The organism is Paenibacillus sp. FSL R5-0810 (genome assembly GCF_038002285.1).
Classification (GTDB): domain Bacteria; phylum Bacillota; class Bacilli; order Paenibacillales; family Paenibacillaceae; genus Paenibacillus_AQ; species Paenibacillus_AQ lactis.
On record NZ_JBBOCF010000001.1, the window covers coordinates 5,396,056 to 5,412,263 of the forward strand.

At 52.9% G+C, this 16,208-nt stretch carries 13 protein-coding genes; 2 read left to right on the top strand and 11 right to left on the bottom strand.

The window, feature by feature from the left end:
* Positions 1 to 104 precede the first annotated feature (104 nt).
* The gene (locus MKX76_RS23965) at positions 105 to 869 is read right to left on the bottom strand and encodes an SDR family oxidoreductase (protein ID WP_251535823.1); all 765 of its coding nucleotides are present in this window, start codon (positions 867 to 869) and stop codon (positions 105 to 107) included.
* A 185-nt stretch (positions 870 to 1,054) separates the two neighbouring features.
* Complete coding sequence (locus MKX76_RS23970; RefSeq protein ID WP_341034724.1) at positions 1,055 to 1,885, bottom strand: MerR family transcriptional regulator; 831 nt, start codon at positions 1,883 to 1,885, stop codon at positions 1,055 to 1,057.
* 208 nt (positions 1,886 to 2,093) lie between these two features.
* Between MKX76_RS23970 and MKX76_RS23975 the strand changes: the two genes are divergently transcribed.
* Positions 2,094 to 2,783 (top strand): hypothetical protein, encoded by a 690-nt coding sequence (locus tag MKX76_RS23975; RefSeq protein ID WP_341034725.1) that lies wholly within the window; start codon positions 2,094 to 2,096, stop codon positions 2,781 to 2,783.
* Between the two features lie 3 nt (positions 2,784 to 2,786).
* On the opposite strand, the gene MKX76_RS23980 is transcribed toward MKX76_RS23975, so the two are convergent.
* The 5 genes from MKX76_RS23980 to MKX76_RS24000 all read right to left on the bottom strand — a co-directional run bounded on the left by MKX76_RS23980 (position 2,787) and on the right by MKX76_RS24000 (position 8,033).
* Positions 2,787 to 3,275: a DUF418 domain-containing protein gene (locus MKX76_RS23980; RefSeq protein WP_341034726.1), complete on the bottom strand. Its 489-nt coding sequence runs from the start codon at positions 3,273 to 3,275 to the stop codon at positions 2,787 to 2,789.
* A gap of 4 nt (positions 3,276 to 3,279) precedes the next feature.
* Positions 3,280 to 5,211 (bottom strand): FtsX-like permease family protein, encoded by a 1,932-nt coding sequence (locus MKX76_RS23985; protein ID WP_251535819.1) that lies wholly within the window; start codon positions 5,209 to 5,211, stop codon positions 3,280 to 3,282.
* Complete coding sequence (locus MKX76_RS23990; protein ID WP_251535818.1) at positions 5,186 to 5,956, bottom strand: ABC transporter ATP-binding protein; 771 nt, start codon at positions 5,954 to 5,956, stop codon at positions 5,186 to 5,188. Before MKX76_RS23990 ends, MKX76_RS23985 begins: the two co-directional genes overlap by 26 nt.
* Before the next feature lie 371 nt (positions 5,957 to 6,327).
* Positions 6,328 to 7,335 (bottom strand): sensor histidine kinase, encoded by a 1,008-nt coding sequence (locus MKX76_RS23995; RefSeq protein WP_341034727.1) that lies wholly within the window; start codon positions 7,333 to 7,335, stop codon positions 6,328 to 6,330.
* Entirely contained in the window at positions 7,332 to 8,033 is a 702-nt protein-coding gene (locus tag MKX76_RS24000) for a response regulator transcription factor (protein WP_251535816.1), read from the bottom strand. Before MKX76_RS24000 ends, MKX76_RS23995 begins: the two co-directional genes overlap by 4 nt.
* 166 nt (positions 8,034 to 8,199) lie before the next feature.
* On the opposite strand from MKX76_RS24000, the gene MKX76_RS24005 reads away from it, so the two are divergent.
* A complete protein-coding gene (locus MKX76_RS24005; protein WP_341034728.1) occupies positions 8,200 to 9,615 on the top strand; it encodes a hypothetical protein in 1,416 nt (471 codons plus the stop codon).
* 140 nt (positions 9,616 to 9,755) lie between these two features.
* On the opposite strand, the gene MKX76_RS24010 is transcribed toward MKX76_RS24005, so the two are convergent.
* The 4 genes from MKX76_RS24010 to MKX76_RS24025 all read right to left on the bottom strand — a co-directional run bounded on the left by MKX76_RS24010 (position 9,756) and on the right by MKX76_RS24025 (position 16,165).
* A complete protein-coding gene (locus tag MKX76_RS24010) occupies positions 9,756 to 10,973 on the bottom strand; it encodes a Ger(x)C family spore germination protein (protein WP_341034729.1) in 1,218 nt (405 codons plus the stop codon).
* Entirely contained in the window at positions 10,970 to 12,079 is a 1,110-nt protein-coding gene (locus MKX76_RS24015) for a spore germination protein (protein ID WP_341034730.1), read from the bottom strand. Before MKX76_RS24015 ends, MKX76_RS24010 begins: the two co-directional genes overlap by 4 nt.
* 32 nt (positions 12,080 to 12,111) lie before the next feature.
* Positions 12,112 to 13,791: a spore germination protein gene (locus tag MKX76_RS24020; RefSeq protein WP_445669850.1), complete on the bottom strand. Its 1,680-nt coding sequence runs from the start codon at positions 13,789 to 13,791 to the stop codon at positions 12,112 to 12,114.
* A gap of 175 nt (positions 13,792 to 13,966) precedes the next feature.
* A complete protein-coding gene (locus MKX76_RS24025; protein WP_341034732.1) occupies positions 13,967 to 16,165 on the bottom strand; it encodes a GH92 family glycosyl hydrolase in 2,199 nt (732 codons plus the stop codon).
* Positions 16,166 to 16,208 lie beyond the last annotated feature (43 nt).

Genomic DNA, 16,208 nt, shown 5'->3' on the forward strand with positions numbered 1-16,208 from the left:
TTGATTGAGCAGCATACTAACAGATCCAATTAACAGCAGTATATATAGCATAAGGGCTATCATTCTTGGCGTTACTGCCGAGCAAGGATAGCCCTTCTTCACAGTTACAGATGAGAGCCGCCGGTTGCGTCAATCATTTGTCCCGTGACCCAGCGCCCGTCGCTTGATGCGAGAAACGCTACGACATCCGCAATATCCGAAGGCTGACCGATTCGGCCAAGCGCGGACATCTCCGCGGCATGCTGCTGTCCTTCCGGCGTATGCAGCCAAGATGCGTTCACATCCGTGTCCACAATCCCTGGAAGCACCGCGTTCACCGTAATTCCGCGCGGGCCCAGCAGCTTGGCAAGATGCAAGGTAAACGTATTGATGGCTCCCTTGGTGATGTTGTAGGCCATAATATGCGGATAAGCGATCCGCGTCACGCCGGAGGAGATGTTGACGATGCGCCCATCATCACGCAGGAGCGGCAGGGCCTGTTGCACCAGGAAGAACGGTGCTTTTACATTTACGGCAATCAGCTCATCGAAGCTTTCATCGGTCGTCTCTTCAAAGGTCTTGGAGGTTCCGATGCCTGCGTTATTCACCAGAATATCGAAGCGGTTGTCCCCCGTTGCGCGAAGAAGTTCCTCTTCCAGCGAATGAATAAGCCCTTTGGCTCCGTCTACCGATTCCAGGTTGGCGCCTAAGGCGATAGCCCGCCCGCCCTGATTCTGTATGGTCTGGACAACCTCCTCCGCTGCATCCCGGCGTGTTCCGTAATGAACAGCGACCAGTGCCCCTTCTTCCGCCAGCCGAAGCGCGATTCCTTTGCCGATGCCTCGGCTTCCGCCTGTAACCAATGCAATTTTGTCTTCCAATCGTTTCATGAAAATCCCACTCCTCTTGTTTGATTTAAAGCTACTGTACACTCTCCTGTTAAGGGGAGAGTCAAGAGGGGGAGCATTTTTTTGAGCTCTCATGAAAAACAAGCCAGATTACTACCACACCAAGTACGAGTTGAGGCGATGAAGGGTGGGCCGCGGCGCTCCTGCGGTATCCGATCACGTTATGGTTACTTCGCATTAGCTTGTAAGGGGATAAGCAGTTCCGAGGGGCGCTTCTTGCCATAGATATCTTTGTCCGAAGTGAGATACATCTCGCGGATCGGCTCCCGGTCCGATTGAACGAGACCTTGGGACGAAATCCATGCCTTGAGCTCGGGTATGACGGGGCAGCCATAGCCGTACGGATCACAATGATGGATAAGGGATGCGGCTGACTCCAGCTCTGGCAGGACATGCACACGCACCCGGCCATTGGCAGGTATATCCCTGGATAAAGGGAGGGCAACTTCAATGTCTGCCACATCGGCATTCCCATTGCCGTCGTCATGCCAAAGGATGATGAGCTGCCCGGCCTCCTCTTCCCCTTGTAGAGCCGCATATTTCATAACCTCATCGAGCAAGAGACATAGCTGGCTGCGGGGGACCTGGTCACGAAGGGAAGCGACGCGTTGAGACGGGACTTTCCGGGTCCGGATGGACTCCTCGGGATCACCCGTCCCGATGTGCTCCAGGTGAGATAGTCTGCTGTTCACCTCATCCAGCTGCAGCTGGAGACTTTGCACCGTCTCCTGAAGCTCCTTCATTTTCTCGGAAAGCTTGTCTCTAACGGCATCGGCTCTTATATTGTCTTCCAAAAACGGCCTAAGCTGTTCTAATGTAAACCCCTGTTCCTTGTAGGCGGCAATCCGCTTGACGGTCAGAAGCTGCTCCTCGGCGTAATAACGGTATCCGCTTTGTTCGTCCACATGGGCCGGCTTGAGCAGGCCCAGCTCGTCATAATAGCGCAGTGCTTTGATGGACAGTCCGCTGACCTTGGCAAAAGCGCTGATCTTCATCATCCAATATGCCGCCTCCTTGCGATGTAGGTTTTTTAACCGTGTGGATAAAGATATCATATCCCGCTCTTCAACGGACGTAAATGGCCCGGTTTCAGTGGAATCAGGCATATCTGCTTGAATGTCCGCGACAAAATATTAAACTTCTAGTTTCAACGCAGAGCGGGAAGTATAAGGATAGGTAGACGAAGAAGCAAGGAGGGAACCCCCCATGAGCAAATGGAAGGATGCATCGCGGATTAGCCGCTATGCGGGAATCAGCATTTTATTGGGCGGGGCGTTGTTTGTTACAGCTACGCTGATGCACCCGCCGGCTACGGATCCGTGGACGGGTCACCATGTCATATCGATGATTCCGGACATGCTGACCTATTGGCAATGGGATCACAGCCTGATGCTGGCGGCCATATTATTGTGGCTGGGAGGACTGTCGCTCGGGGAGGCCGTCGCCAGCAGGCGCCCTGCTGCGATGTTGGCATCCCGCTTGTTCATTGCGGCGATCACGATATGGGTGCTCGTACTTGCGATGGAGTTAACCGTTCTTCCGGTCCTGGCCAAGGAGTGGGGTTCGGTGCAGGACCCTGGGACAGCCGCCTTGGGTGTGGGATTATTTGCTTTCGGCATTATGGCCGGCGACTTTGCCATGATGCTGGCCTGGATCGGAGTAAGCCTGCTTGGCCTTGCGCTGCTTGCTGGAGGCAATATGAAGCCCGTCTTGGCATGGATTGGCATAGCGGCAGGAGTGTGGGGGGCGATTGGAATACCTGTTGCACTGCTGCTTCCGAAATTAAGCGTGTTCATCTACCCGGTCATCGCAGGCCCTGTGTTTATATGGACGATACTTTTCGGGATTTACATGATCACTGGGCGGCATCTACAAGAAAAAACAGGAGACCTATAGGCCTCAGGCCTGCGGGTTTCCTGTTTTTTGGCGAATCGGCACCAGGGTCCAATAGGTCCCGCACCGCCACAACCATTCCAGAGGCCCGTATTGGAACCAACGCATCCACAGGTTGCTGATGATGATCTGGAAGACCACAATCCCTAGGGAAACGAGCGTGGAGACGACATACGTGCTCGGGGATCCATTCAATATTAAACGTTGAATTCCGACCAAAAAAACCGTTTGGCCAATGTAATTGGTAAGCGCCATCCTGCCGTACGCCTGTAACGGATGCAAGACCTTGGCGCCTATGCGGGTATGTCCGAGCATCAAGAGCGAGCTTAGATAAAATAAGGACACGATAGGCGTGGCGATCAGCCAGAGCGCCAGTACGTTAACAAACGGCAGGCCAAGCAGAGCGAATCCCCTGAACTGGTCTAGAAATTGTAATCGTCCCGTTCCAGTGGCAGGCTGGCGTTTCATCACGGTCTCATTTTTTACTGTAGCCATTGTGTTACACCATCATTCTATTCACAGACTTGATGTAACGGGCTCTGGCGATTAGAAAATAGATCGTTTGGGCAGCCAAGAATGCCGATGAGGCCGCCAATACAGGACCGCTAACATACGGAGCATCCAGATATCCAAGAACGGGACCGAGCACGACCAAGGACTGTACGGAGGCAACCAAGATCGGGATAAGGAACAGTACGGCAATCTGAATTGTTGCGGAGATATTCATCTCCCGGGCGCTGAGTCCGATTTTGGACAGGGAACGGTACATCGCCTGGTCCGCTGAAAGCTCCGTATGCAGCTTGAAATACAGGAAGCTGGCGGTTGAAATCGAGAAGATCAAGGCGACAAACACCCCGATAAAGCTGAATAATGAGAAGCCCTGTTTATTGGTGTAATAGTTCTCCGCTCTGGATTCTATATAACCTTCACTGATTGCGCTTCCGTTCCATTCCGACAGCTCCAGACCGAGCTTGGTTTCAGGATCATCCTTCTGGGGGAGCCCTTGGGAATCGGGAAAAATAAACGGATACGTATGATTCACACTGATTCTATCTGCTTTATTCCCGCTCCGCAGCTCTTCAAACATGGTGTCCGTAACGACCATCAATCTGCCGCTATACACCAAAGCCGCGATCCGGTCTGTGCGGTTCTCCAAGCTGAATGAGTAGGGCTGACCGGATAAATCGATATCCGCTTCCATTAGCTTCCCTTTACTCTTCTTCGCTGCATTCGGGGTTTCCGTCAATAAGGCTTCATTCTCGCCGAGTGTCCCAGCCGGCTTGGTATTCATCATGGCAGCCAAACGATCGTATTGGGACTGCGGCATGATGTGTAAGGAGTCCTCCCCATTCGCTGACAAGCGATAGTAGATGGTCTCGACCTCCGCACGTTTATACTTAAGCCCTTCTGACTGGAGTCGCTGTTCAATCAGGGCCAACTCATCCTGCACCTTAGTCTCGTCGGCATTGCTGTAGTAGGTGTAGCTAAGCGCGTAGGGGTTATCCAAATATACCGATCGAATCGATTGCTGCATGGCCAGCACGAAGCCGGTGCTCATGGAGGCCAGAGCCACGACAACCGTGACCAGGAACAGCATGCGGGCATTGTCCTTGATCTTGTAACTCATTTCGGAGATCCATAGCAGGTTCGTCCCTCTCCAAGTGGTCGTTCGATTTCGCTGCAGCATGCGAACCACCCATACGGATAGTTGGGAGTAGAAGAAATACGTGCCCAGAATGCCGGTAACCGCAGCAATCATCAGTCCTGTAGGGTCTAACTCCTTGACGCGAAGGACGGAGAAGCCGATGGTCAGCAGGATCACGCCCAAGAGGACCAGGAACAGATTGGCTTTCGGTTCGGTCTTTGGTTTGCTGGTGCCTTTGAGAAGCTCCAAAACTTGATTCTTCCGGATAAACAGCAAGGTGAAGAGCGAAATGACGAGAAACAGCGCGGCGAACGCACCGGCGGTCAGCAGGATCGCTTTGACCGGCCAATAGAACGGCAGCTCGTCCATATCAATCACTTTGGTGCTGATGAGCAAGAACACCTTCGATAACAGCATTCCGCTGGCAATGCCCGTCACGATGGCAATGGCGCCAATCAGCGTGTTCTCCAGGAAGATCAGCCAATTGATCTGTTTGGCTTCGGCCCCGAGGATCGTAAGAATACCGAACTCCCGGTTCCGCGACTTCAGAAAGACGCTGATCGAATACAGCACGAACAAGAAGGCAAACACATACACGATTACGGTGGCAATGGTCATGCCCGTACGCGTCATGGCGCCCATTGGCGAATTCTCGATAGCCGGATGATAGATAAATACGGCATAGGTAAAGAAGATCATGACCATGAACGAGCTGCTTAAGAGATAGGCAAAATACTGACGTGCATTCCGCCGGACGTTGTTAAACGCGAATTGAGGAAAGTTCACTTGTATTCCCTCCCCAGAACGATAGCGTATCGATGATTTTTTGGAAAAAGGCCTGCCGGTTCTCGCCGCGGTGAATTTCGGCGGCAAGCTTGCCGTCCTTAATAAAAACGATGCGGTTGCAATAGCTTGCGGCCAAAGGATCGTGCGTAACCAGCATCAAGGTGGTACGGTCCCGCTCATTGATCTCGGCGAGCGACTCCATCACAATCCGCGAGGAATTCGAGTCGAGCGCTCCTGTCGGCTCATCCGCAAGGAGCAGCAGAGGCGCGCCGATGATCGCTCTGGCAATCGCGGTACGCTGCCTTTGGCCTCCTGAAATCTCGTATACGCGTCTATTGAGAATTTCGCGGATGCCAAGCCGCGAGGCGGTCTGCTGCAGTTGCTTCTCCATGTCCTTGAGCGGACGACGGTCCAGCGTCAGCGGAAGCACAATATTCTCGGCAACGGTTAACGTATCGAGCAGATTGAAATCCTGGAATACGAAGCCGAGCTGTCTCCGGCGGAAGTGGGCAAGCTCGCCCTTTTTCATGGTGTACGGATTCTTTCCCCCGATTTTGACCTCGCCGGAGCTTGGCCGATCGATGGTGGATACCATGTTCAGCAGCGTGGTTTTGCCGCTGCCCGAAGGGCCCATGATGCCGACGAATTCCCCTTCATCGATGGTGAGGTGAATATCGGTAAGAGCTTGTGTCGCCACTTTGCCCGTATATACTTTGTTTAATGCTGTGACTTCAAGAATAGCCATAACCCGTAAGCTCCTTTCTATATGCCTAATTAGTGTGCGAGTTCAAAAAGTCGGATTTTCAGCACCGAGAAGGTTGGATGAAGCTAGGGAGTGAGGAGCGGAGCGTACGTTTTGGGTACGTGAGCACCGGAAGGCCCGGCTGAATTCAAGATTCGATGCCGAGTTACTTCTTGACTCCCTACGTGATCAAAAGACGACTTTTTGAACATCCTCTTAGTGTAACCTAACTCTATCGCATATTGCCCTGGCCCTGCTATGGATTTAGGTGAAACGGAGCTTACATCTGCCATAAGGTTATGTTCGTATTTTTTGTTCGTATTCTTTAGACGATGGATCTCACGATATCCTATGCCTATACAAAGAAGACACACCTAGTCTCGAGGTGTGCCTTGGTTATCAGCTCGGCGCAGCGTCAAGGTAACGGTGGTTCCTTCACCGAGCGTGGACTCCAGCTGTACGGAATGATCAAGCTTATGGGCGATTTCACGGACAAGATAAAGGCCCATGCCGGTGGATTCATGGTATTGCCTCCCGCGCTCTCCGGTGAAGTAGGGGTGGAACACCCGGTTGATATCCTCCGGCGCGATGCCGATCCCCTCATCGCATATGTGCAGCTTAACGAATGCTCCTGACGCTTCGGCTGTCAAATGAATCTTCTTACCGGGGCTGCCCGAATAGTTCACGGCATTCGTCAGAATCTGCCCCAGCATGAACCTGAACCATTTGGCATCCGTATAGACGGAGATCTGATCATCGATTTGGAACACCGGCGTAATGCCTTTACGAATGAACAGCCTGCGGTTCTCGACGACCGATTCGCTTACCACGGCACGGAGTCCGATGGATTCTACGGCGAAGTCCTGCTCGAACCGGTCTAAGCGGGCGGTGTACAGCACCATTTCCAGGCCTTTGCGTATCCGTTCGAGCTCTTCCCGAATGTGCTCGGCGGGTGCTTCTCCGACTTCATCGAGAGTGAGCTGAATCACGGACAGCGGGGTCTTCATTTGATGCACCCAGCGGTTCATGAAGGCGAGATGCTGGTCGGTCTGGCTTTGATGCCGGTACAGCTGCTCGCGATATAAACGTTCATAATGGCTGATCCGCTCATGCATCGCCTCCGGCAGGGGCGCTTCACCCAAGGGAGGGTTGGAGAACTCCTCCGAAAGATCCTCGGAAGAAAGCTCCTGATACATCGTGCGGTGGGAAAGATAACGGTACGCAAGATAGGCGAGCAGCACGACGCTGCCCAGCAGAATCCCGTACAGCACGATGGCAAAGGGCCTGCCCTCCCCGGTAAGCCAATACAGGAGGGGGACAAGCAGCATTTGCACGGTAAAAAACAAGATGAGCGGGAGATGCTCCCGCAGGAACAGTCTCATAAGGGCTCCCTGCCCGTCACGAACCGGTAGCCTGCTCCCCGAACGGTCTCAATGAGGTCTCCGGCGCCCAATTCGCGAAGCTTGCGGCGAACCCTTGTGATATAGACATTTAACGTATTGTCATCGATGAAATGCTGATCCTCCCACATCAGATCCAGCAGCCGCTCGCGGCTGACCACGCGGCCGTCCTTTTCCATCAGCATCATCAGCAGGGCCGTCTCCTTTTGGGTAAGCTCGGCTGACCGGTCCCCATAGGCCACGACGAATCGCTCCGGATACAGGATGAGACCGGCGCCTTCAACGGTATGTTCCTCCTCTTGGCCGGTCGCATAAGCGCCAACCGCACGGCGCAGATGGCTGCGGATTTTGGCCAGAACGAGTTCCATGTCAAACGGCTTCGTAATATAATCATCGGCCCCGTTTTCCAGCGCCATGATCTGATCCATGCCGCTGTCGCGTGCCGAGATGAAAATAATCGGACAGTGGGACTGGGTTCGGATTTGCCGGCACCAATAGAAACCGTCGTATTTCGGCAGATTAACATCCAGCAGCACCAGATCCGGCTTCGTATCCGTAAAGATGTCCATGACGCGGCTGAAATCATCAATGATGCGTGCATTAAAATCATATTTGGAGATGGCCGAGCTTAATTTATCCGCGATGCGTTCATCGTCTTCCACGATCAGAATGGTGTACATCGATTCAACTCCTTTCCTCGCAAAACACCGCTCGCATTCAATATACCATACGCATCGTGCAGATTTCGTAAACGTCCGGTCGTACGGGTCATTGAACCCTTGCCCAGGCCCATGCATAAGATGTAGTCACAAATAAACCAACTGCCTGGAAAGGGCGTGACGGCATATGGGAATTCAACTGACCGCGATTCACTGGGTGTACCTGGCGTTTATCGTGCTGATCTTGACGCTGCTGATCCGGCGCCGCGACACGACGCTGATTTGCGTGACCGGCATCTTTGCGCTCGGCCTGCTGGCGACGGAGACAATCAGCGGCTCGGTCTCGGGCGTGTTCCAATCGTTCATTTATGCAACGAAAGAGCTGATGGGCACGATCATGATTATATCCATTATTGTGGCAATGAGCAGGGTGCTGATCAAGACCGGGATTAACGAGACGATGGTGGCGCCGTTAACGCGCTTTCTCCGCACGCCGGCGATGGCCTATTGGGGGATCGGCATCATTATGATGATCACTTCCTTCTTCTTCTGGCCTTCGCCTGCCGTGGCGTTAATCGGCGCCGTTCTGCTGCCGGTGGCGATTCGGGTCGGACTCCCTGCCCTCGGGGCCGCGGTAGCCATGAATCTGTTCGGTCATGGTATCGCGCTATCGGGCGACTATATTATCCAGGGAGCACCGAAGCTGACGGCCGATGCGGCAGGGCTGCCCGTAGCCAGTGTCATGGCCGCCAGCGTGCCGCTTGTTATCGTGATGGGAGCCGTTACAACCGTGACCGCGTTCTGGATGATGCGAAGGGATTTAAGAAACGGCACTTGGCGGGATGGACTCGTCACGATTAAAAGCACGGGAGATGCGCTCACGACCCATTCGGATGAGGAGCATGCGACGGCGGTTATATCGCCGGGGATGAAGAAATGGCTGGCGATTGCGATCCTGCTGCTGTTCGCTGCAGATGTTGCGGCGATGTTCCTCCTGAAGCTGCAGGGAGGGGATGCAACCGCTCTCGTTGGCGGCACGGCCGTCCTCATTCTTGGTGCCATTACCTTGATCGCTCACCGTAACCGGGGACTTGAGAAAGTCACCTCATATTTAATCGAGGGTCTTATGTTCGGCTTCAAAGTCTTCGGGCCCGTGATCCCGATCGCGGCCTTCTTCTACCTGGGCGATGCAGCTTTCGCGGAGTTGTTCGGAACCGTTCTGCCATCCGCCTCGCACGGCATCGTGAACGATCTGGGGGTTGCCCTTGCCCATGTGGTGCCGCTCAATGGTGCGGCGGGTGCGGTTACCTTGACCATTACCGGCATCATTACCGGTCTGGACGGCTCCGGCTTCTCCGGGATCTCGCTGGCCGGTTCGGTTGCGCAGCTGTTCGCTGCTGCGATCGGCTCCGGCGCCGAGACGCTGACTGCACTCGGCCAGGTGGCTGCCATCTGGGTTGGAGGCGGCACGCTGATTCCTTGGGCCCTTATTCCGGCGGCAGCTATATGCGGCGTCAGTCCGTTCGAGCTGGCCAGACGCAATCTGAAGCCTGTGCTGATCGGTCTTGCGGCCACAACGGGCGTAGCGATGTTCCTCATATAAGGGTATTGCTGAGCATCTGCTATTTGCAGCACAATTGCTGCAGCAATCATTGGCAGGGCCGTAGCGCTAGGCATACTCTGCATTGGCTATGTGGGAAACGTAAACAAGCGCGGGCCTGTCAGCTCCGCGCTCCGCTCTTTTCAATCCGTGGATGATCCGGCATCCGTTATCTTTATATCGATCTCATAGGTGATCGGGATGCGGCTAAAGGTATCATCCCACTGATCTTTGATCTTCTTCCACAGTTTTGGATGCTTGATCTGAAGCTCCTTATCGAATCCTCCAACGTCGACATGGTATACATGCTGCATCTTGTGCAGCACCTGATCGATTTGCTTGGAGGCTTGTTTCTCAAATACCTTCTCCATCTCCTTAAGATAACCTTCGGTGGAGGGGATCTCCGGAAAACTCCAGTCCTCAATTAATCGACCCTCCGATTCCATCTTAATATGAAAGGAAATCTCGCCATCCTTAACCTTGGGAATGATCTTGCTGCTGGAATCCTCTATTTCATAGGATACCGTATACCCGCCTGGAGCATATGCCTTAAGCGCTCCGCCCCGGGCTTCCCCTCTGATCCAGGACAAGCCTTCCACGTCGAACTGGGTTAATTCCCCGATCCACTTCTTGGAGCTGCCTTTAATAATGGCAGCCCCCGAAAACTTGTGTTCCCCCTGAGATGTAACCACATTTTGCAGCAGAAAGCTGGTGCCCGACTGCATGGTGCTGTCCAGCTTGATCAAGGTCACCGGAGGAAGGATTTTGTTAGATCGGCTCCGGTTATCGACGAGTCCCGTCAAATAGAAGGCGGGGACTTCCCCGGGCTCGGTCGAGCTCAGTGCCTCGATTGCGGCCTGGTGGCTTACGACGACAAGACAGCTGGGACGTATGGCGTTATCGCGCAGGATGAAATCGAAGATTTGCTCCAGGCTGTACTTTTTTGCCAACTCGGATGCAACGACGATTACCTTGAGATGGTCTCCGATCAGCGGGCGGTCTCTACGGACCGAGAACTGGCGGAAAATCTGGAAAATGGAATCTCCCGTCAGCTTTTCGTTTAAATAGGCCTTGCCTCCCGACGAGCCTCCCTGGCTCTGTCCCTGCCCCTGTCCCTGTCGCTGTCCCCGGCCGGATATAGGCGGAACGATCTGTACCGTCGCGGTTAACACATTCCTCTTCGGGTATGCTCCTCCTTGTTTAGCAAGATCGCGCTCGAATTTCGACTCGTTTGCAACATCCAGTCCGAGTCCTACGACAATGCTCAAATCTTCAATTTCCTGGCTGCTCCAGCATCCGGTATTAAGGACGAGCAGCATGGCTGCAATAATCCGCAGCGATTGGCGGACCCGTCTGTTCATTTGGGCTTCGCTCCTTTCTTGCGGACAAGGCTGACGAGCAGCAATATCAGCGGAATAACTCCGAACAAAAAGACGGAGGCATAACCGACCGTATCGCCGAGCTTAAAGGCTTCCGTAACGTCTTTAGGAATCATTGCGATCAGGAACATGACAGGAAGCAGTGCAAACACAAAGGTGCGGAATTTTCTGTTTAATATTTGCGACCACCCGAGAGAAGCCGCATAAAGCGTGACTGTAAAGGTAGAGAAAATCTGCATGATCCAGATCACAAGCAGCAGGGATTCGAACCGTTCAAAGAGCAAGCCCTGCACTTCGAAGCTGCGCATCAGGTCCAATGTGGGCCAGGTTCTCTTCTCCACGCCGTTAATTGACATTCCCCCGATGACCATAACGACGGTAAAGGTGTAGATCACGACGGGTACCGAAATGCCGGTGATCACTGCTCTGGTGGCCTTTTTGGGAAATTTCATGAATGCTGTGGCTACGAGCATAATTTCATAGCCTGTAAAGGAGAGAAGCGTTGGCTTTATTCCCCGCAATACAGGCATAATCCCCGATCCAAGTACTGGTTTCAGGTTATCCGCGTCAAAAATCTTACTACTTAGCAGGAGGGCGAGAACCAAAAACACAAGCGTGATTGGCAGAATGATTTCATAGAGACGGGCGATGCAGTTGATGCCCCCAAGCGTCAAATACAGGCCGATCCACATGAAGGGTAAGACAATTGCCCAGATGGGAGTGCCCTCCAGTAGGAATAACCCCGTCACCTCGGCCAAAATTCTAATCTCAGAAGCCGCTATGATCATGAAATATCCGATGACCAGCAGGCTTAGGAGGAATGCAATCCATTTCCCCGTAATTTCCGGGACGAATTGAAACCATGTCTTTCCTTGGAATCTTTTGCACAGCGATACTAAGATCCAGCCTGCTGCCAAAACGATAAGTCCGGACACGATGATGGAGATCCATGCGTCCGGCGTTCGAACGGCCTCTGCGGTTGTTCTGGGAAGAGTAAGAATACCAGCCCCAAGCATATAGTTGATAACCATTACGGCCGCTTGCGAAGTGGAGATATTCTCTTTCGGACCCGTGTTGGAGCTGCTCATCGTTCTAACCTCTTTTCACTGCTTGGATATCTTCAGTTTCTTCGGTCGCTGTCATTCGGTTTTAACATAGAAGGCCGTTTCTTCATCATTTTGAGCGGAGCCCTAATAATAAAGTCCTTCCACTCGCTGATGTTGTAAGGTGTCATAGGACTGACATACGGAACACCGAAGCTCTTTAGTCGTACCAGATGGCTGCAGACTAACAGGAAGAACAAGACGACGCCGAACAGTCCCAGTACTGCGGCGCTGAACATCCCGGTGAAACGAAGGATGCGAAGGGTGATCCCGGCGCTGTATACCGGAATGGTAAAGGACGAGATCGCGGTAACGGCAACGACGATCACCAGGAACGGACTGACGATCCCCGCGTTGACGGCCGCATCGCCGATGATCAGACCGCCGACGATGCCCATCGCAGGCCCGATCGGTTTCGGGAGCCGGATTCCGGCTTCCCGCAAGATTTCAATCGAGATCTCCATGATGAGCGCCTCGATGATCGAGGGAAACGGTACGCCTTGTCTAGTCTCGGTAATGGAAAGCGCCAGCTTGGTCGGAATCAAGCCGGGGTGATACGAAATGAATGAGATATAGAGCGCCGGGGCAAGGAGGGCGAGCATAGCAGCCAGAAACCGCAACACACGTATAAAAGTGCCCGGCAGCCATCGATCATAGTAATCCTCCGGCGATTGGAGCAGCATGCTGAAGGTAACCGGGAGGATGAGAGCAAATGGAGTACCGTCCAGCAGAATGGCAACTCTCCCTTCCAGCAATCCGGCAATCACCCTGTCCGGTCTTTCGGTGTTCTGCACCTGCTGAAACGGACTAAGCACGTTATCTTCAATGAGCTGCTCAATATATCCCGACTCCATAGGATCATCGATTTCGATCTTCTGAATCCGGGAGGATACTTCTTCAACCAGCTTTGGATTGGCAATGTCCCTCATGTAGGCCAAAACCAGGTCCTTCTTTACACGGTTCCCCACTTCGAACTTCGTCAGGACGAGACTTTCGTTCTGTCCGTGGAGCCGGAGCAGGCCCGTGTTATCTCCGAGGCGCTCGGTAAAGCCGAAACGGGGGCCGCGCAGAAGCGCCTCCGAGATCGGGTCCTCGATGCTCCTGCTTTTTCCTTTCGCGGCTCCGATAATAAGAGCTTCCTGCATCCCTTCGACGATTAATCCGGTTTTGCCGAAAAGAACCGATTCCACGAACTTCTTCAGGCTAGGTTCAGGCTGAAGTTCACTGACGGTCATCAGTTGTTCAGTTACATAATTTTTCATTATATTTTTTGAGTGGAAAAAGGAATTTCGCTGTTCTTCCTGTACACCTTGAAGCATCAACGGCCTGAGAATATGGGAATCAATCAGGTCGATGTCCGTCAACCCCTCAACATAGAGAATCACGGCCCTCGACTTCGTTCCCTTAATCATAATCTCGCGGAAACGAACATCCGCTTGATTTCCGATAGCGTTCCGGATGACCTTTACGTCTTTATCGAACTGTCCTGTCATCCGGATACCCTCCAGCGGACTTTTTGTTCTAGGAGGGGAATACTTGTCCGGCTTCAACGAAAAGCTGGAGTTTAAGGATTTTCGGATCATCTTGAACATGGGTATGAGCAGGAGAGGGATTAACAAGAGCAGAAAGGCTTGAGCAAAAACAGTCCACTTTGGAACGTAGTACAAAATGGTCGACCACAACAATATCACCCCCATAGTTCCTCTGATTATCGGTCATAAATGAAGATCAAGTGTATTGTTACCCGACGCGGCACTGAACATTCCGTTTTTTTCATTTTCAGAGAAGTGAACCCAAACGAAGAAAAGGGACATCCCGGAGGCCGTGAATCCGGCCTTGAGGATGTCCCTTGTATCAGTTACAAGCGAACCTTTAGCGCTCTTGCTTGGATAAGGAGAATGGGAGCTCCTCGGGAGTATAGGAACGGTAGCTGGGTGCCAAACCAAGCCGGAAATCAAGGGTCTTTCCTGCCAAGATATCCTCATGCGTAATAAACAGCTTGGTGTATTCCTCGCCCTCGAGCTCCACTTTCGATACAAAATTGGATTGCGGATTGTTGTTGTCGGTATGAATACGCATTTGCTTCCCGTCCGGCAGCTCAATGGTGACGCTGTCGAAGAGTGGAATACCGAGCACATATTCATTGCTGCCGGGACAGACCGGGTAGAAGCCCATTGAGCTGAATACGTACCAACCCGACATGCTGCCGTTATCTTCATCCCCCGGGAAGCCGTCATAGCCGCTGTTGAACAGATTGCTCATCAGCTGCTTCAGAACGACCTGGGACGAGGCTGGCTGCCCTACATAATTAAACAGATACGGAATATGGAAGCTCGGCTGATTGGAGATCGCCAGCTGCCCGTAATCGATCGCGGCCATCTCACTCATCTCATGGATTTCAAAGCCGTACCCGAGCACGTCGAAATCCGGCGCTTTGTTGCATAATTCAGTGATTTTGTCGAAAAAGCGTTCTTTTGAACCGTACGCCCGAATCAGACCCTCGAAATCCTGGAATACGGCGAAGCTGTTCTGCCAAGCACTGCCTTCGGCATAATCTCGGCCCCAAGCTGTATCGTCGAATTCCTGGCGGAACTGTCCGTTCTTATCCTTCGCCCGCATAAAGCCGGTGTCGGAATCGAAGATGTTCCGGTAATTCAATGCGCTTTTCTGGTATTTCTTAGCAATTCCCTCCTCGCCGAGCACGTCGGCAACACGGCTGATGCAATAATCGCTGTAGGCGTAGTCCAGGGTATGGTTCACGCTTTCGTGGTAGCTGCTTGGCACATACCCGTATTGGAGGTAATCAAGCGTCCCTTGGCGCCCGTAGCAATTCTGCTCGCTCTGCGTCGTGGCCGCCTTCAGCATGGCCTGCAGCAGCTCAGGCATCAGGTGCATGCCGATTCCTTTGGCGGCCGCATCTGCGATAACGGCATCGATCAGCGTCCCCGGCATCAGGCCGCGCTCGTCCGGAGAGAGCCATTTCGGCAGAAATCCGGCCTCGCGGTAGGAATTCAGGAAGCCCTCGAGCATTTCCTCATACTCTCTCGGAGCAATGATGGAGTACAGCGGATATACCGTTTTGTATGTATCCCAAAATCCGTTATTGGTGTACAAAATCCCTCTCTTGACCGCCTTGGCCGTCGTATCGTAATGGACCGGCTGCAAATCGGCATCCAGTTCATAGAATTTCTGCGGGAACAGGAACATGCGGTACAGACAGGTATAGAATGTGCGCAAATACTCTTCATTAGAATGCGTGACCTTAATCTTGCCAAGGTAATGATTCCATGCCTCGGCAGCGCGGTCTTTCAGCTCATCCAAGGTGCCCGTTACTTCGCGCTGAAGGTTAAGCTCGGCTTGCTCAATGCTGATAAAAGAGGTTGCCAGCTTCACGTCCAAGACCTCCCGCTCGCAATCCTTGAACCGAATGACGGTATGCTGATCGGTGCCGCCCAGTGAGACCTCGGGAGTGAACGCGCCTTCTTCGTCATAATAACCGGACGCGGAGAGGTCCACATCTTTGCTGAAGCTCATGGCCACATACATCCTGAAATCCTTGTCGTGGCAGTCGGCAAAATTGCTGACGTATCCGGTGAGCCTGCGCCCCGCAGCATCCAGACGGAACTCGCTCTTATTGCTCACGTTCAGCACCAATCCGGCCTGTTGCTTGGAATTGTACCTTATGCGCATCGCCGCTCCGTAACAGGTCGGAACCAGTTCGGTTGTAATGTTGTAGCGCTGCTGCTTAACCCGCACATAGTGCGGCTTAAATACGGCCTCTTCCGGGCGGTACGAGCTCTGACAAGTGAAGACGGAGCCTTTGATCTTGTCATCGGCGATCGGTGTCATCAGAAAGTGGGTGAAATCGCCCATCCAAGGACTTGGCTGATGCGTCAGCCGAATGCCTTGGAAGATGCGGTCATGCGGGTTAAAGAACCAGCTGCCTTCATTGTGGGTCTGCACAACGAAATGGTTCATGCCGAAAGGCACGCCTGTATAAGGAAGCGTGTTTCCGTTGGAATAAGGATATCTGCTGTTGGAGCCTTGTCGTGTATCGATGTATTGCAGCATATGTAACATCTCCTTTTTTAATCAATTGAAAATAGATGGCAGG